Annotated in this window: 17 protein-coding genes; 4 read left to right on the top strand and 13 right to left on the bottom strand. The window is 38.5% G+C overall.

What is annotated here, in order from left to right; translation table 11 throughout:
- Nucleotides 1-2 precede the first annotated feature (2 nt).
- A complete protein-coding gene (locus AY601_RS01050) occupies nucleotides 3-818 on the top strand; it encodes a methyltransferase, TIGR04325 family (protein ID WP_068395339.1) in 816 nt (271 codons plus the stop codon).
- Nucleotides 819-822: 4 nt separating this feature from the next.
- On the opposite strand, the gene AY601_RS01045 is transcribed toward AY601_RS01050, so the two are convergent.
- Both AY601_RS01045 and AY601_RS01040 read right to left on the bottom strand, forming a co-directional pair.
- Nucleotides 823-1,845, bottom strand: a complete 1,023-nt coding sequence (locus tag AY601_RS01045) for a hypothetical protein (protein WP_068395337.1) — start codon at nucleotides 1,843-1,845, stop codon at nucleotides 823-825.
- Nucleotides 1,814-2,680 carry a beta-1,6-N-acetylglucosaminyltransferase gene (locus AY601_RS01040; RefSeq protein WP_068395335.1) on the bottom strand — a complete coding sequence of 289 codons (867 nt, stop codon included), beginning with the start codon at nucleotides 2,678-2,680 and terminating at the stop codon, nucleotides 1,814-1,816. The genes AY601_RS01045 and AY601_RS01040 overlap by 32 nt, the downstream gene beginning before the upstream one ends.
- A gap of 401 nt (nucleotides 2,681-3,081) precedes the next feature.
- Here AY601_RS01040 and AY601_RS01035 point away from each other — a divergent pair, with 401 nt between their 5' ends.
- From AY601_RS01035 to AY601_RS01025, 3 genes are all read left to right on the top strand, one after another.
- Complete coding sequence (locus AY601_RS01035; RefSeq protein WP_157287633.1) at nucleotides 3,082-4,461, top strand: hypothetical protein; 1,380 nt, start codon at nucleotides 3,082-3,084, stop codon at nucleotides 4,459-4,461.
- Nucleotides 4,462-4,587: 126 nt separating this feature from the next.
- A complete protein-coding gene (locus AY601_RS01030) occupies nucleotides 4,588-5,379 on the top strand; it encodes a glycosyltransferase family 2 protein (RefSeq protein ID WP_068395331.1) in 792 nt (263 codons plus the stop codon).
- 59 nt (nucleotides 5,380-5,438) lie between these two features.
- The gene (locus AY601_RS01025; protein ID WP_068395329.1) at nucleotides 5,439-6,332 is read left to right on the top strand and encodes a glycosyltransferase family 8 protein; all 894 of its coding nucleotides are present in this window, start codon (nucleotides 5,439-5,441) and stop codon (nucleotides 6,330-6,332) included.
- A gap of 13 nt (nucleotides 6,333-6,345) precedes the next feature.
- Here AY601_RS01025 and AY601_RS01020 read toward each other — a convergent pair whose 3' ends face one another.
- The 11 genes from AY601_RS01020 to AY601_RS00970 form a co-directional block, all read right to left on the bottom strand.
- The gene (locus AY601_RS01020; RefSeq protein WP_068395328.1) at nucleotides 6,346-8,043 is read right to left on the bottom strand and encodes a GMC oxidoreductase; all 1,698 of its coding nucleotides are present in this window, start codon (nucleotides 8,041-8,043) and stop codon (nucleotides 6,346-6,348) included.
- Between the two features lie 2 nt (nucleotides 8,044-8,045).
- Nucleotides 8,046-8,624 (bottom strand): gluconate 2-dehydrogenase subunit 3 family protein, encoded by a 579-nt coding sequence (locus AY601_RS01015; RefSeq protein WP_068395326.1) that lies wholly within the window; start codon nucleotides 8,622-8,624, stop codon nucleotides 8,046-8,048.
- Nucleotides 8,625-10,061, bottom strand: coding sequence for an MOP flippase family protein (locus tag AY601_RS01010; protein WP_068395324.1), 1,437 nt, complete (start codon nucleotides 10,059-10,061; stop codon nucleotides 8,625-8,627).
- A 6-nt stretch (nucleotides 10,062-10,067) separates the two neighbouring features.
- Nucleotides 10,068-10,868 (bottom strand): glycosyltransferase, encoded by an 801-nt coding sequence (locus tag AY601_RS01005; protein WP_068395322.1) that lies wholly within the window; start codon nucleotides 10,866-10,868, stop codon nucleotides 10,068-10,070.
- 11 nt (nucleotides 10,869-10,879) lie between these two features.
- Nucleotides 10,880-11,746: a glycosyltransferase family 8 protein gene (locus AY601_RS01000; protein ID WP_068395320.1), complete on the bottom strand. Its 867-nt coding sequence runs from the start codon at nucleotides 11,744-11,746 to the stop codon at nucleotides 10,880-10,882.
- Nucleotides 11,747-11,748: 2 nt separating this feature from the next.
- On the bottom strand, nucleotides 11,749-12,558 hold the full coding sequence (locus AY601_RS00995; RefSeq protein WP_232324674.1) for a glycosyltransferase: 810 nt from the start codon (nucleotides 12,556-12,558) through the stop codon (nucleotides 11,749-11,751).
- Nucleotides 12,559-12,561: 3 nt separating this feature from the next.
- Complete coding sequence (locus AY601_RS00990) at nucleotides 12,562-13,392, bottom strand: glycosyltransferase family 2 protein (RefSeq protein ID WP_068395317.1); 831 nt, start codon at nucleotides 13,390-13,392, stop codon at nucleotides 12,562-12,564.
- 25 nt (nucleotides 13,393-13,417) lie between these two features.
- The gene (locus tag AY601_RS00985; RefSeq protein ID WP_068395315.1) at nucleotides 13,418-14,041 is read right to left on the bottom strand and encodes an acyltransferase; all 624 of its coding nucleotides are present in this window, start codon (nucleotides 14,039-14,041) and stop codon (nucleotides 13,418-13,420) included.
- 7 nt (nucleotides 14,042-14,048) lie between these two features.
- Complete coding sequence (locus AY601_RS00980; protein ID WP_068395313.1) at nucleotides 14,049-15,263, bottom strand: glycosyltransferase; 1,215 nt, start codon at nucleotides 15,261-15,263, stop codon at nucleotides 14,049-14,051.
- A 5-nt stretch (nucleotides 15,264-15,268) separates the two neighbouring features.
- Nucleotides 15,269-16,423, bottom strand: a complete 1,155-nt coding sequence (locus AY601_RS00975; protein WP_068395311.1) for a glycosyltransferase — start codon at nucleotides 16,421-16,423, stop codon at nucleotides 15,269-15,271.
- 136 nt (nucleotides 16,424-16,559) lie between these two features.
- Nucleotides 16,560-18,047 (bottom strand): O-antigen ligase family protein, encoded by a 1,488-nt coding sequence (locus AY601_RS00970; protein ID WP_084359005.1) that lies wholly within the window; start codon nucleotides 18,045-18,047, stop codon nucleotides 16,560-16,562.
- Between the last annotated feature and the right edge of the window lie 20 nt (nucleotides 18,048-18,067).

The raw sequence follows: 18,067 nt of genomic DNA, 5'->3' as shown, positions 1-18,067 counted from the left end.
GGATGTTCTATTTATTGAAAGAACTTGCCCCTCCTATTGTAAATACCTTAAGATGGTATAGTTTTAAATATGGCTGGAAAGGTAATTATAAGACTTACGAGCAAGCTAAACAACAGTGTAAAGGTTATGATGAAGATCATATCCTGAACCGGATTATTGAAACCACTTACCAGGTTAAAAATAAGGAGATTGCCTATGAGCGGGACGGGATTGCTTATGCTACTGTCCAGATGAACTTCCCTTTATTAAAAACACTACTATACATTGCTTCTACAAATGACAATGAGCTTACAGTCATAGACTTTGGTGGCTCCCTGGGCACCACCTATTATCAGAATTACCCCTATCTAAAGCATTTAAAAAAATTAAAGTGGTGCATTATTGAACAACCAAAGTTTGTAGCAGCAGGAAAGAAACACTTTGAAAATGAACACATTAAATTCTACAACAATATTCAGGAATGCATGGCTGAAAATAAGCCTCAGCTATTTCTGATCTGTAGTGTGCTGCAATATATTGATAAACCTTATCAATTGCTGAACGAGGTTATGGAGACCAGGATTCCCTATGTGATGCTGGATTATATAGGCTATAATAACGGTGATACCGACAGAATCACTATACAGCATGTTCCTCCGGTATTTTATGGAATTGAGAGCTCTTATCCCTGTTATTTTTTTAGCAGGGTCAAAATACAGGATAAACTCTGTGAATATTATGAAAAAGCGTATGATTTCATTGCTGCCAATGAAAAATATTACGTTCAGTTTAAACCTTTCAGATATGAGGGATCACTGTGGAAAGTACTGCCACAATAGCTTGTTATTTTCTTTTTGAACTCGCTGCTGCAATTAACTCCGTATACAAAAGAGGATTAAAAGGATCTTTCAGGAGTACTTGTGCACTTTTCTTCAGCCCATATAACCATGATCCCAAAGAAAGTGCAATCGCTGCTTTTTCCTGAATAATATCAACCTCAACCTTGAACTTCCAATGGGTTGTTATTCTTTTGATCAGCTTTTTATCTTTTAATTCAGCAAGCTTATACCTGTTTAATAAATCAACCAGCAATTTATCCAGCATTACCTTCTGGCGTTTACCCCAATAATGCAGAATAGACGCATCTGCAGCCTGCAAAATCTTTCTGCGCTGCAAGATTAACGAAAAGGCAATCTGTTCACTAATAAACCATCTGGAATTCTCATAGAATTCATCATTTAACCTGAATACATCAGGCATATAAGTAGAAAAGCTACTATGCAATCCCAATACACCAGAATTCCAGCCATAATCACTTTTGGTAAACCTTTCTGGTTTCCCGCCAATCATCAGCTCACGGTCAGAGATATAAGCGATAAATGCCTCCGGATATTCTCCCTCGTTAAAGCTCTTAAAAATCCCTAATCCCTGCTCAAAAGTATATTCCCGCTGATGCATAAAAGCATGATCTTTAGTTATTCCATTAAAAAGCACGGTCGCATCACCAGTAAAAAAAGTGTCTGAATCAATAAAAATCACATTGCTTTCAGGATACTTCTTAAAGGTCATGTCAATTGAAGCTATCTTTCTGCGGTGATAGAACAAAGTCCCTCCCAGCATCTCCTCCATCACCTCAGGAGTCATGGTAACATACTCAATGTTGGGCTGATCCAGGTAAGTCTGAAAAAAAACAGGCTTATCGGTATACACCACAATCCTTGTCCGTTCAATATCACTGGCAGCCGACCAGGCATAAAAACTCAGGATACTAAAGATAGCCCTGCGAAATTCGGTTTCTGCACCATAAGAAAGAAAAACCAGGTTCTGATCAGGATTAAACCTGTTTACTGTTGGAGGTATATTCATCAATTGCAGCTAAAATATCAATATCTATACCAATATCAAACTTCCTGGCGAAAAGCATTTGAGAGGAAAGCATTTTATCCAGGTCTGCCAGCCTTAGGATTTTTGGATTTGCCATCCCATCCGGGAAATCTATATAGCGCAGGTTATCATTCACAATACGCTCCTTTAGTGGGGAATTCATTAAGATGGTCGGGATCACGAATTCATCCGTCCCCCAGCAAAACTTCAAAAACTTCTTGATCTTATTTTCTGTATCAAAATAATTGGCGAGATAAACCGCACTTTCTTTATTGAGACTCCACCAGCTCGACTTGCTGCCTCCGTATAGCTTCATCGACAATGGGAATTTACGCGGTGGAAGTATTTTGTTCAGCATATTTTCAATAAAGAACTTACCAATAAAATTAAAGTCAGTTAAGTGATAACGTTGAAATCTATAGACCGCCCCTTCCCACCATTTGGAACCTTCACCTTCATAATAGATAAATGACTTCTCCTTATTTTGCTGAAAAAAGCCGCAAATTTCCGCATTGCTTTTTAAGGGATAATCCTGGGCACTTAACAGGTTATAGAACCCATACTCCGTTTGATTGAGCAATACTTCTTTAAGGGAACTGACCATCGCATGAAGGGTGCTGTACCCTCCCCAATTACAAATCGACCTGTACTGTATGAACTTAACCCCCTGGATAGCTCCCAGAAATTCATAAGGTTTAATATCAACCTTCTTGTCTACGTGGATATAAAAATCAAAATCAGGATGCTGCATCTTTAGCAAAAGACGATTTAATTGCTCCGGATTTTTATGCGCAATTATAATATGTGCTATACGCATAGAAAAATTAAATTAATTCCAATTACAAACTCGCATCGCATCACATTCTTCATGGGCTGTACTGATCAAAAGAGAGCTCTAAAATAGTGCAAAACTAATCATAAATAAAAATGATTATTCCAGATCAGGCTAAAACAGCTGATAATCAGACGATGATAAATCCACAGTCATCAAATTTATCAGTGTCAATGGTAATTTTCGTTTTAGCAATATAAGCCTTTTTCACCCTAAATAATTCAAACTCCTTTCCAACGCGTTAACCAATTTACAGCAACCAATGTAAATCGGGAAATAATTACCCAAATTTCCCCATTTTCTCAATAATATTCTTTGGTTTATAAATAATATGTGTATCTATGCATCAGGTTGAAAAAATAATGCACAAAACTATCCCGCTAAAAATGAGAACATTATCAATTATATTCATCTTTTCTCTTTCCTCGATTCTATTATTAGCTTCTTGTAAAAAGAATAGTATTGAAAATCCCGATATTTCAGTGGTTCTTCCTGGATCAGGGCCTGATACAACCAAAGCGCCCGCGCCAATTGTTTATGACAGAACGGTTAATATTGGCACTGGTTCCGGAGTTTTGAATTTTGACGGTGCAACCTTTGGTGTAAAATGCAATGACTTGATTAAAATTAAAGGAGGGAACTATACTTCTATCAATATCAAGAATGTAATTTCTGCCGATGGATGTCCGATTACCTTCAAAAATGACGGGCTTGTAGAACTTGCAGGAAACTATAATGCCATGTCTCTTGAAAATTTAAAAAATGTATATATATCCGGAGACGGGACTCCGGGACTGGCTAAAGGATTTTCATTCAGAGACAACTCTTACAGAGCAGTAGTCATTACAGGTACCCTGAACAAATTCACTTTTCAATATGCAGCTTTTAAAAATATCGGTGATCTGGATATTACCTTTAAATACAATGATGTTTATGATGGAACAGAAGGATCTTACTCCAAAGACCTTAAATTCCTGAACATGTCTTGTGACAACACAGCTCAGTTCCTGACTACCGGGGGATATATTCAAGGCGGGGTTGTTTATGGTTTAGTGAAGAACATTGAGGTCGCTAACATTGACTTCCAGAATGCGCCTGATGTAGGTACAGTTGTTTTTATGGGGAATGTAGAAAATTATAATATCCACAATAACAAAATCAACAATATCAATACCAGCAATAACAACCATAACGGCATCTTTCAGATTGCAGGAAATGGTAGATTTCATGATAACTTAGTGACCAACCACCAGGGAAATGCAATCCGGGCCTGGGGACACACCGTTGGCAGCACACCAAAAGACATTCTGATCTACAATAACATCGTTTTAAACTCCCGTAAATATTCAGGTTTTGAAGTTCAGGCTTATGCGGATAGAATTACACCTGGAAAAACAACTTATACCAATGCGATTATCTTCAACAATACCTGTGGTAATTTAAACCTGTCTAATGATTGGCAAGCGGCTGTAGTTGACGTATACGGCATGTCGGGCGGTAAAGTTGACGTTTACAACAACCTTGGTTTCAACTTCATGCCAAACCAAAAACTGATCGCTTTACAATGGGCTGAGGTTATTCCGAACGCTTCTTATAATATATATAATGAAACCTCCGGACAAGCCGGCATCACTGATCAGACTTCACTGAACTTAACAAGCAACTCAGCTGCAAAATATAAAGGCAGACCAACACCGTTTGTAATCACAGATTTTTATGGCAAGCCAAGAAGCGCAACTGCTCCTTCTATAGGTGCTGTTGAATAAGCAAACAAAAAATATAATTTAAGATCTCAGCTCGCTCTATGAACTGAGATTTTTTTTTGGCACTCTATCTGCCTAGTTGTCAAACAAACTTATTACATTTATATTCAATAGCCGGGCAATTAATAGATGATGAACACTCCATACCATTTTAAAAGCGTTACTTTACTGATTACCCATTACAACAGATGTAAGTCGCTGGAGCGGCTTCTAAAGGCTTTTAAGGAGTTGAACTGCCATTTCGATGACATCGTTATTTCTGATGACGGCAGTGAAAAAAGTCAATTGCAATACATTGAAAAATTACAGCAGGATTATACCTTCAGGTTAATTACTACCCCAGTTAACAAAGGATTGGGGAATAATATAAACAAAGGCCAGGATAACGTCCATACAGAATACACACTTTACATACAGGAAGATTTTGTCCCTAAGGCTACTTTTCCTGAACATTTTACCGATGCCCTGCAAATTATGCAGCAAGATAAGAAATGGGATATGGTCACTTTATATTCTTATTCGCCCTACCCTTATATGGAGCCTTATAAGCTGGGCTTCTCTGAAAAGGTATTTCACCTGGCCCCATGGTATACCAATAACCTGAAATTTTATCTCTATGGGGACCATCCCCATTTAAGAAGGTCAACCTTTTTAAAAGACTTTGGCAGATACCCTGAAGGCCTCAATGGTGACCAGACCGAAATGCAGATGAGCTTTGCATTTATCAAAAACAAAGGCAGATGTCTTTTTTATGATGATCATTATGGTTTATTGACACAAGAAAATTCAGCAGAAGAGCCAAGTACGGCAACTTTCAGAAAATCATGGAGAAGTGGCAACAGCGTCCCTTTTATTGCGGCTAAATGGCTCTATTCGAAGTATAAGTTTTTAAAACTTAATGCACAGCTGCTCACCAAATAACGAAATGGGTTTAAGACCTGAATTGTATATATTTATAAAAAAAGAACTACGTTAAATTGATGGAAAAATCGGATCCTATTGCTATAATTTGTGTTTGTGATAACCACTATGCTATTTTACTGGCAGCTTTAATCAAATCTATTGAGGTAAACCATCACTCCGGTGAAAAACTGGAATTCTTTATCGTAGAAGATGGCATTACCACTAAAAATAAGACAAGAATACGCAATGCCAGCAACCAGGAAGTTACTTCTATTCATTGGATGGCGATGTCAGAATGTCTGCCAAAGGATGCAAAGCTTCCTGTTGACAAAAGCAGTCTGCCCTTAAATATTTACACCAGGTTATTCATCCCTCATTTCATCCCTAAACATATCAAGAAAATTATCTTTCTGGATGTAGATATGATTATGCTGGAAGATGTCAGTAAGTTATGGCATACCGATCTGGGCAATAACATTGTTGGCGCTGTTCAGGATCAGTTTATACAGGTGGTAACCCGTTGGGGCGGGATCAGTAATTATGAAGAATTAGGCATACCAGCCGATAATAAATATTTCAATGCAGGATTAATGGTACTGGATATTGATAAATGGGAAAAAGCAGACATTACCAATAAAGTATTGGCTTGCCTTACCCAGCATAAAAAACATGCTGTATTTCAGGATCAATACGGACTGAATGCAGTGCTCGCACTGCATTGGCAGGAACTCGACCCGCTGTGGAACCGTTTTGCTTACTCGGAAGAAGAAAGACCATTCCTGATCCATTTTACCGGAAGAAAGCCTATCTATAAATCTTACGAATTCAGCGAAAAATACAAAGAAATATTCTTCTCTTACCTGAATATGACGGCCTGGAAGAATTTCAAACCTATTGGTGAAAGTTCAAGGTATTTAAAGAAGTTCTACAATATCTTAGAAAAACTCAGAAACCTGGTGGGCCTTAAATAACCCACCCTGTAAATTATAAGTCACCCTTCTTTAATTGCTCATAAGCAAACTGACTTGCTCTTGCTGTTAAGGCCATATAAGTTAAAGATGGATTCTGACATGCAGAGGAAGTCATACAGCTGCCATCAGTAATAAAAACATTCTTAGCCTCATGCATCTGGTTAAACTTGTTTAAAACAGATGTTTTGGGGTCATGTCCCATACGGGCGGTCCCCATTTCATGAATGGTTGAACCTCCTGGTTTATTATAATTAAAAGTATCAATATTTTTGAACCCTGCTTTCTCGAACATCTCCCCACAAGTGTGCTGAATGTCAGTCATCATTTTATGTTCATTCTCACGGAAAGAAAAATCAATTTTAAGCAATGGCTGTCCCCATTTATCTTTCCGGGAATTATCGAGAGAGACTTTATTATCAAAATAAGGCAAGCATTCTCCCCAGCCGGCCATCCATATCGTCCACGGGCCGGGCGTTGTTAGCTGTGCCTTAAAATCTTCCCCGAACCCATCAATACTTTGCGCTTTGTCCATCCACTCCTGGCGCTCACCATGGCCCTGGATATTATAGCCTCTTTTAAAATCCAGGCTTTTATCATGCTGAAGATTTCTGTATCTCGGGATTAAAAATCCACAAGGTCTTCTTCCTTTGTAGTACTGTTCTGTATAGCCTTCATGCACCCCATAAGCACCCGCCGAAGAGTGGTGATCCATCAGGTTATGCCCTAACTGCCCGCTTCCGTTACCAAAACCATCAGGAAATCGCGAAGAAACAGAATTTAATAATAAGCCCGCAGTTGCAATAGTAGAAGCATTGACAAAAACTATCTTCGCATAAAACTCATAGACTTCATTACTTAAAGTATCAATTACCCTAACCCCCTTGGCCTTTTGCTGCTGCTCATCAAACAAGATTTCAGTAACAATTGAAAACGGTCTTAAAGTTAAATTCCCTGTAGCCATGGCTGCAGGAATCGTAGAACTGTTGCTGCTGAAATATCCACCGAACGGACATCCTCTGTTACAAAGATTCCTGTTTTGACAAGGGCCGCGGTGATCCCATCCCCTGGTTAAATTAGCCACCCTTGCAATCGTTAATAACCGGTGTTCATCATGCTTGCGGATAGAATCGCCCAAATGCTTTTCAATACAATTCAGCTCCATCGGTGTTAAAAACTCACCATCCGGCAACTGTTTTAAATTTTCGCGGTTCCCGCTTACCCCAATAAATGACTCTGCATAACTGTACCACTGTTCCAGATCTTTATACCGGATTGGCCAGTCCACACCGAAACCATCTTGATGATTGGCCTCAAAATCAAGATCACTCAAACGGTAACATTGTCTGCCCCAAGTCAATGACCTGCCACCAACCTGATAACCTCTGTACCAGTTAAATGGCTTTTCCTGAATATATGGATGCTCCGCATCACTTACATAAAAATGTTTATCAGCAGGGCTGTAAGCAGTACTCTGAACAGGATCAATCTCCCGGTCCTTCATGGTATTGTTCAGACCCGCTTTAAAATCCCAGGGATTAAGTGTTGCAGTTGGATAATCTACAATATGTTTCACGTCCCGGCCTCTTTCTAAAAGCAATGTCTTCATTCCTTTTTTACAAAGTTCCATTGCAGCCCATCCTCCACTGATCCCTGAACCAATTACAATGGCATCATAAGTATTGAGTTGCTTGTTTTTATCGCTGATGTACATAATTACTTGGTTGCCCAGGATTTCTGGTTTTTAAGGAGTGGGATACAGGCTTCAAAAGTGTGGGGAATATAATCATAGGCAAGACCTTGCGTAGCCCCTAACTGGGACTGGCAATAGCCATCTACAGTTAATTCTCTGAGCTTCAGAAAAAATGGTTTTCCAAAAAGCTTGTTGTTAATCTTATTCAGGATCTTGTAAGAATAACCGGATGAATTTTTGGCCATATGTTTCAATACGGCTTTTCTTTCTGACGGGCTGCATTTCAAAAACGCTTTACCATATTGAGCAGCAGTATAATCCTCCAGCTCGGCAATGCCATCAATAAACTTATTTTGCTCCTTTGCAGGCGTACAGTTCAGCATGACCGTGATAATATAATCTTGCACCATTGCAGCCTTCGCCCCTGGCGTATCCGTCTGAGGAATAATCAGTTCCGCAAGCTCCGCCAAAAGATCTCTTTTATGGACCAGATCAGCAGGGACGATAGCCCTGTTTATGCTCACCCATTTAAAAATAGAAAAAGAAGCTGTACCTGCTACAGCTAAGCCGAAGACACTCTTAATATATAATCTTCTGTTCACTTACAAGGATTGCTTTAAGTTTTTAATTTCAGCGAATGACAATTTATATTTTAAGGTCAGGCCGGCGTAAACCAGTCCACCCAGAGCAATCTGGGCCATGGTATGGAAAGTCCCCGTATTGCCTATAAATTGTTTATATAACAAGATAACCACTGCCATGGCCACACTGAATAAAAGCGGCTTGGCAATATTTTCCAGAAACGTTTTCATAAAATCACCTACCATAAACTGGATCAGGAAGAAATTCATTACCAGCGTAATAAAGGTCGTGGTTAAGAATCCATAAGCAATCCCCATAATACCATAATGTTTAGCCATGATATAAATCAATGGAAACTTGATCACTAAGGTAATCAGGTTCAGGTAAAAAAGTAATTTCGGTTTACCAGTAGAATAAGCTACTGTAGAAAGCGGGTACATCAGACAAGAAAATATCCCTGTAAAAACAAAGATCTTGATCAATGGAACTGTGGCATCCCATCCCGGGCCATAAATTAAAGGGATCACATTGGCAGACATTAAAAATAAGCCGGCCAGCAACGGAATATTTACATAGGATAGAAAATCAACAATCTTCAGATAAGCACCTTTCAGATGTTCCAGATTTTCTTTCATCCTGGCCATGATCGGATAACAGATCTGCACAATAATCGGGCAGATCCGCGCTACCGGATAAATCGCAACCTGTGAAGCAATGGTATAATAACCAAGCTCTTTTACGCCTAATAAACCACCAATCAGGATCGTATCCATATTGCTATTGGCAAAACCTAAAAGGCTATCACCAATATTATAAATACCAAACATCAGGTGTTCTTTAATCTCCTTCAGCTTAAAATACCATACCGGCGAAAAATATACCCGGCCAATTACATTCTGAACAAGCATTTTAAGTGTCTGTCCGGCTAAAAGACCGAATACCAATGACTTGGCCTGAAAACCTTTATAAGCTAGTATAATGGTGATCGTGGTAGCCAGTATTGAACATACAATTTCTGTTAAAGCCAGAGATTTGAATTTAAGTTCTTTTTCCAGCAGGATATTGTAAATCTGTCCAAGAAAAACGATAGGGAAATAAAAAGCAGAAATGTGAAGGACTTCCAGCAACCGGGGCTCTTTGTAATACATGACCAGCAGCGGTGCACCGAAGTAAATGATCACAAACATGGCAGCACCAATCATCAGGTTCAGAAAATAAATAGTAGATAAGACTTTATTGTCACTCTCCTGTTTATAAACGATAGAGTTGGAGAAACCAAAATGGGCAAAAATCCCTAAAAAAGTTATTACCAGCGTACTGATACTGACAATACCGAAAGAAGACGGCTCCAGCAACCGGGCCAAAATCGCTATCTGGACAAATTGAAGCACGGTGTTGACAACAGTTGAAATGGTTGTCCATTTTGCACCTGAGATAGCTAATTTTTTATTACTCATAGGTTACTATTTATTCAGTACAAAAGATACCGTGTCCTTCATCAGTTTGTATTTCAGATATGCCCAATATAAAGGCTTAATATCTGCATAAGTTTTTGTTTTCACCTTATCGGGCCTGAAAAGACCAGGTTCATCCTCCGGATTATCATGTTCAAACAACTCCTTATAGTTTTTATAATAGAGTGCCTTTCCGTCATTTTTCAGGAAAGACCGGCACATTTTCATTTCTGTCACATCTCCATTCGGCGCTTCGAAATACCTCCCGAATTTCTCCGTGAAACCTGCTCTTTTCAAATGCGGATGATCACTGTAAACATGAAATTTCAGGTGATTGGTATACCATGGCCATAAACTAAATATCATTTTGGAAAAACCCTTTTTGTAAGGCTTTAAATAAGGATAAGGTGACCATGGGAAAGAGTAAAAACGGACAATGTCCCATTGAGGCTCCGATTTCATAATTTCCAACCCGTCTTTTAATGCTGTAATAAAAGCAGCTTTAGGGACAAAATCCTCCTGTATATACAAGATATAAGGAGATTTCACCGCATCCATACCTTTGTTGATATTATTGCCCAGCCCCTTATTGACCGGGGCCATGATTAAAGTAAAGCCCAATTGCTGCTGCATCCCTTTTAAGCGGTCCTGATGCTCCTTTTTACTGCCGTCATCTGAAACAATAATCTGCTCAAAAGAAATTTCATGCCCGGCTATCGTTTTTAACAAACGCAACAAAGACTCACTTCTGTTATAATGCGTAATGAGTAACGTAACACCAGAAATAAGCTGATTTGAATTCTTAGTCATTGAGCGCCTTGTTAGAATAACAGTTTAATCTTTTCAAAGATATTATTTATCTTTTTCATATACCGCGTAGTTTCTCCGATAGGTTTAAAACCCTTCCATGCGGTTAGGTTCAGATAATGAAAGAATTCTTCTCTATAGTTGTAAGCGTAAGTTTTATAAATAGGCTTTCTATGAAAATAATGGATCAGTTTGGGCTTTGGATCTGTACAAACTGAAAAGCAGTTCCACATTCTGTCAATCTCGTGCCAGTTCCCGCATAAAGAAATATTCAGGCCATACTGATCTCCCAGACCAGCATATTTTTTATTATTATTGATCGCATCAAAGGTTTTTTGCGTAATATCCTGCTCCAGCCACCTTTTTGTATTGATCAATTGAAGACCTGCATTAAAGTATTTCTGATTCGGATCAAGTCCTAATTCTTTATAGTTTTCTATACCTTCTGCAATCGTTTTCTCATGGTCACCAGCATTGTCATTGACTGCGCCGATCACCTTATCCCCGATTTCGATATTCCATAGGTTACTGATATCGTCCAGCATAATCATATCTACATCTAAAAAGATAACTTTTTTAATCTCTTCAGGCATAAAATAAGGAATCAATAGCCTGATGTAGGTATTTAACGGATATGAATTGTTAACCAGCGGTAGTTTCACCCCTTCCGGAATAATCTCACTCATTTTTAACCAGATCAGGTTAATCTTTTTTAAGACCAGTGATCCGGTAAGCTTTTGCTTATTTGTTTTAGAGATATGATCATCAACGATATGATCACTCAAATGATTCATTTCAATTGACTTCAATAAGGCAGCCATTAAGATGACATAGTGATTATCACAAGCCACTACAACAGATATGCGAGAATTAGTTTCCATAATTATTTGTGTCTTTTGAACCTGGTATTGAGATGAAGGTCATAGTTGTACTTAATTTGTCTGTAGACCAGTCTGACGAATGAAATTAATGGGTTCCCACTTTGTCTCCAGTTACTTCTGGTCACCGTACTAGGTTCTGCTGAAGAATTTTCCTGCAGGAACAAACTATCATACTGGTCATAAAACAATGCTCTTCCTTTATTTTGAATAAAAGATAAACACATTTCATATTCCGTTTTGTCAGACTTTATGCCCTCAGTATATTGGCCGAAACGCTCAAAAAATGAAGAACGGCGCAAATGAGGGTGATCACTATAATTGTATATTTTGTTTTTATCTGTAAACCATGGCTTATAAACCATCGTGGAGAAACCTTTTTTATATGGCTTTAAATAAGGATAAGGCCCATAAGCATAAAATCTGACCAGGTCCAGGTCTGCTTCTGCATGCATCATGTCCATTGCATCATTAAAATGCGCCACAAAAGCAGGCAGCGGAATAAAATCTTCCTGTACATACAAAGTATAAGGTGTTTTTACTTCCAGCTGGCCTTTATTCAGGTTATTTCCCAATCCACCATTGATTTTTGCTTTGATCAACCTGTAATTATACACCTGCGCCATCTTCTCCAGCTGGCCCAAATGAAAATCAGCACTACAATCATCAGAAACAATGATCTCCTTAAAACGAACCTGCTGTTCTTTAAAAGTAAGCAGCAACCGTTCCAAAGAGCTACTTCTGTTATAGTGGGTAATCAGCAGGGTAACATCATCAAACAGGCTCTCCTTAGCATTCACTGGCATCGTGGACATATATTAATTTCGCGTAATAAAATTATACTTAAATCTTTTAAGATCTTCTTTGATTCTGGAAATTACAATATTATAAAAAGATCCATTCTGGCTCAGTGTTCTTACCCCTGTCCATACCCTGGCCTTCCTGGATTTTACCTGCTTAATCTTGCCATAGCGCATCAAATCCATACAAAGTTGTCCATCTTCACCTCTCCTGTTGATTTTTATAAAACCAATTTTGAGGCCAAATTCTTTCACATAACCCATACTGATCCCAAAAGTATTGAAATAGGGCTGTTTAATATGCCTGATTTCGGCCATGGCATCTTTTAATTTCTCCAGGATCCTTAATTTCCATCGGGGAAAACCAGGCTCTCCTATAAAAGAATATCTTCCATACACGCAGACTACGTCTTTTTGTGTCAGTACACGCATCATCTCATCTATCCAGACTTCAGGGTAAAAGCAGTCAGCATCAGCAGTTAAGATATATTTTCCCAAAGCATTTTCCTGCCCTTTTTGTCTTGCCGGCCCTGCTCCTTGTGTTAATTCATTAAAAGACTTCACCTGCAGCTGATCAATCGTTTGCTGTGTTTTATCCTTTGAATTATTATTCACTACAATAATTTCAAAAGGAATAGCAGTGACCATTTTAGACAAAGAAGCCACACAACGCAGGATATTAATCTCCTCATTCCATGCAATTACCACCACACTTACCAGCGGGTCTTTACTTTGTACCCGGTCAAGGTCCTTATTGACCGCCGAAAATACAGCAGGATCTATATCTTCATACTTTTCATAAGTATAAAGAAACTGATCTATCCAGGCGGGATTATATTGATGTTTCATAGCGCTCAGCTTTGGAAAGATAAACTCAACTTGATTTTATCTTTTCCCATATCTTATTTTCAAAATTATATACTTTTATTACTCTTGCCGGATTTCCAACAGCTACCGAATAATCAGGTATATCTTTAGTCACTACACTCCCGGCACCTATAATTGCATGTTTACCAATAGTCACGCCAGCGGTAATTACGCAATTTGCGCCTATCCAGACTTCATCTTTAATAGTTATTTTTTTAGTAACCGTCTGCTGCTCACTTGGAGGCATAGTTATCAATTCATAACCATGATTAAGTCCTGAAATTACAATATTCTGAGCTAACATCACATGGTTTCCTATCCTTACCGGGCCAATTACTGTGCAACCGATCCCAATAATCGTTTTTGTACCGATCACTACGTCCCCAACGCCGTTATTGATCGTAGAAAAATCTTCAATCATGCTGTAATCCCCCAACTCAAAATGATTGAAAGGAAAAACATCCATCCTGGTCTTTGACCGCACAGTTGATCCTTTTCCTTTTTTATGTTTGAAAGGATTTATAAACAATCTGACCCATAATCTTGGCCTGAAATCGTTAGCAGGGATCAACATCCGGTGCGCTATCTTTTTCAATACCGGATTTGCTTTTATTTTCGCGGATAATGACATTTATAATTTATATAACTTGATTCATAGCCTTATACAATTCACCCACACTATTTTCCCAGGAATGCGAATGTGCAATCTTCACCCGGTAAGCTACTAATTCCTCCGTATTTTCCTGCAAGCCTTTTTCAATCAGCGTAACAAAACTCTCTTTATTTTCTGCAAGGTAAACGGTATCTTCAAAAATCGTTACGGCCTCAGTATGCGTAGCGACCACAGGTTTTCCCATCGCCAGGTACTCATCAATTTTCCTTGGATAGTTTCCGATTGTTACCTGGTTCACCAGCTGAGGGTTGATACATAAATCAAATGCATTGATATACTGTGGTAAATCTTCAGGTTTCTGTGCACCCAGAAAATGGATGTTCGGAATTTCATGTAATTTACTTGCGCTAAATACATCATCCTCAGGGCCAACTAAAATAATATTCCAGGCTGGTTTGGTCACTGCAATATGCGCAATCAATTCTATATCCAGACGGATACTTTGTAATGCGCCCACATAGCCAATTTTTGGCCCCTTTAAACGATCAATAGCAGGCACGGCAGGTAAAGCTGCGGAACTGGTAAAAATATCAAGTTCACAGCCCTGTCCGATATAAAAGGAAGCCGGATTATATTGTTTACAATAATTACTTAAGTAAGTGGAATTTGCAACGCACAGATCACTTTTTTTAATGAGTGCGGGTTCAATTCTTGTCCCATGTTTTTTCCAATAGTCCACAGCCAGCATAAAATCTCTGGAATAATAAATACTCAACGAAGGACGAAGGAATTCTTTAAGGTAAAAACTCTTGAACATATCATTGTCATTAAAGAGTATGATATCCTTGAACCCCAGCAATGCAGTTGTTTTTAAAATTGATTTTGCAAAAAGCCTGTTATTCCGCTTATTTAACCAGTCGAAAATGTTGAAATTATTAATCCAGTTCACAGATTCGATCAATACATCCGGATATAAAGTCCATAAGTTATCCGCAACCGGAATCAGGCCATCTGTTTTGCCTTTAATGACCGCTTTACGTTTGATAATTTTACTATCTTTTCTGTTCCTGAGTAAAGTTATCCTGTCCAAGGCAGAATTAACATAGAGGACCCGGTTATGTTTAGCCAGTTCAATGGCTATATTTTTACAGTTACTTCCAATGTTAACATCCCATGGCTGCTGGCCAACAATAACGATATCTCTTCCTGAAACAATTTCTTCCACTGGCTGACTAATCATATAATTTATGAATTAATTTCATGTTTAGTAGCAACAGAGCGCTTATTAGCCTGCTTCGCATGCACTAAAGATAACAATTGAAAAAATATAAACTTAGGAATGTTAATTAACGATTTGTAAATTCTTGCATCTGTAGGATGGCTCCATAATGCAATCAGGAAACTAATTGCAAAAAGGCCAAAAGCAATGAACCAGATCAAAGTATAAAAAGGGAAAATAAACAAATTGATAAAGGCGCAAAACATGGATAACAAAATGAACATAAACAAAGGCGGCCTTAACAGGATCACACCAAATAAAAACTGGTTCCGGTTCAATCCTTTGATTCCCTTAAATAAAATATCAAATCCATACCCAAAATACTTAAACCAGGTATTGATCCATCTGGAACGCTGATTCACCAGTTGTGCAGAATTCGTGGTTTTTTCATCAAATACAATCGCATTTTCAGCAAATGCAATGCGTTTTCCCTGCTTTAAAAGTTGTGCCTGTAATACCTTATCAAACCCTGCCCCGGTAATATCCAGGTTTTCAAAACAGGCTTTGTACAATGCTGTTTTGAAAGCCATTCCGGATCCGGCCAATGTAGCCGATGAGCCGAGTTCAAATAAAATCTTTCCATCATAAAAATGATAATAGATATCTCTTGCTGCATCCAGGCAGGCAAATGTTGTATTCAGATTTTTAGCCGCCCTGACGCCTTGTACAGCTTCAAATCCCTGGTCAAAAAATACATTTAATTCATTGATATATTCAGGATCTGTCAGGTTATCACTATCAATGATAGTCAGGATCTCATGCGCTCTTTTAAAGTGACTGATCGCGTAAAGATGCGACCTGGTATTACTGGCTAAAACAGTCTCCGGTCTGAGCAGCACTACTTTTTCATTGTTAAAATGCAGATTGGAGATATCGCAATTATCAGCTACTACATAAATCAGGTAGTTTTTATAATTCACCTGCAGTAAAGAATCAACTACCGAGTGCAGCAGCCCGGTTTGCTCATAGGCAGTAACAATGATCGCATAATCATAGTCTGCCTGATGCAGGCTGTTCTTTCTCTCTTTTCTAAAGAGTTTATAAAACAAGAAAAGTACTATTGGAAGCACAAGATTGTATCCAATAATGATTTGCAAAATTATCCAGAGCGTTATCTTCATGAGCAATCTTTTTTATTAATTATGTTCTTCTTTCGACTGCTGTTGTTGCTCAAAGTATTTTTTGGATTTATAAAATCCATAAGCAAAGAAGAGTAAACCGGGAATAAGAAATATTTCAAATGGCATAGGGGTCTGATTAAATTGGTTTAACTACAATTAGGCTGTTCGCAACAATGCGGTTATTGGCATCAATTAATTTTTCCTCTGCAATCTCTTTATCAAATTTAGGTCCCAGATAAACCAGCACGAACGAAATACAGACAATTAAAGAAGAAGGCATATTATTGATGACCTCATTTCCATAACTGCAAAAGAAAATCCCAGCACTGGCTGATAAGATTGCAATCAGTTTTACTTTCAGTTTTTTATCCTGTATCATCCAGATAATTCCACAGCATTTCCCCAGAATATACATCAGCATACTAAACCACAGCGTTAAACCTACAATGCCATACATGGCCCAGATTTTAACCCAGTAGCTGTCTGGTTGTATAATCGAGAGGAATTTATCCTGATTATATTCCGAAAAAGCCCCTAAAACACCCAATCCACCACCAAAAGGCCGCGAACTGAGGTATTCCCTCAAAATCCGCTGCGTATTGAAACGAACATTCAAGGATGGATCTTCAGGGTCCAGGGAGCTTCTGAAACGGTTAATTTCATAATAATTACTTCCAATGGTGGTATATTTCAACCCACCTAAAAAGATGGCCATAAACAAACCGCCTAAAAACAATACCTTGAAGTTTTTAGTCAGGAATATCGCAAAAATTGCCGCGACAACCAAGGCAAAAAATGCCCCCCTTGTACCGGAAAGCAACATCGCATAACCGTAAAAACCAGCAAGGGTTAATAAAGTAACTTTTTTCCAAAGCTTAGAGGAACCTAAAGCCAGTACCACGGCCATCACCACAAATACAGCCTCGAATGCCCCAAACTGCCCGGCATCATAAAAGGAAAATGCACGCAGTTTTCCAAAAATCAAATGGGTTGCCCCGCCTGGTCCGTCAATAAAGCGTTGTTCACCAGGAAATAAGCCAAAATGTATCTGTTTAATCCCGTTTAATGCAGCAATAAGAGCTAAACCAAGAATCAGTTTAATGAAAAGATCAAGATCACTCTTCTTATTAAAGACAATAAAACTCAAAGGGATAAGCAGGACCGGATATAAGGCAACAGACCTGATTTCCATCAGCCAGCCCATTACACTTGCACCAGCAGGATTAATGACTTCAATTACACTGACAATAAACCAGATCAGGAATAACAGGCTCAAGTCATTGCGGATCACCAGCCAGTCTTCCCTTTTATAATAAATCAGGGAGGACAGCCAGGTCAGGATCAGTAGTAATTCGATCCCCATTCCATAAGACAGACCCCCTATTTCCCTGCCCAGAAAGCCCAGTAAAAAACAGTAGATGACTAAGGTGACCAGGCCGACCTTTGGATTTCTGAAAAGAAAAATCAGGTAAACAGTAAATACGGCCAGCAGCGCTAATACTACCGGAACTAATAATTCCAGTTTTGCGGTTGCAAAACTGGATATTCCTGCTATTAAAAGACCAAAAATTAAAAACTTTATTCTCGACTTCTTTAAAAACAGGTGATTAGAATCTCGCTGCATAATTAAATATCTACCGCTAA

The sequence above is a fragment of the Pedobacter cryoconitis genome, from assembly GCF_001590605.1.
Lineage (GTDB): Bacteria > Bacteroidota > Bacteroidia > Sphingobacteriales > Sphingobacteriaceae > Pedobacter > Pedobacter cryoconitis_A.
This window is presented reverse-complemented; position numbering and strand designations above follow the sequence as displayed.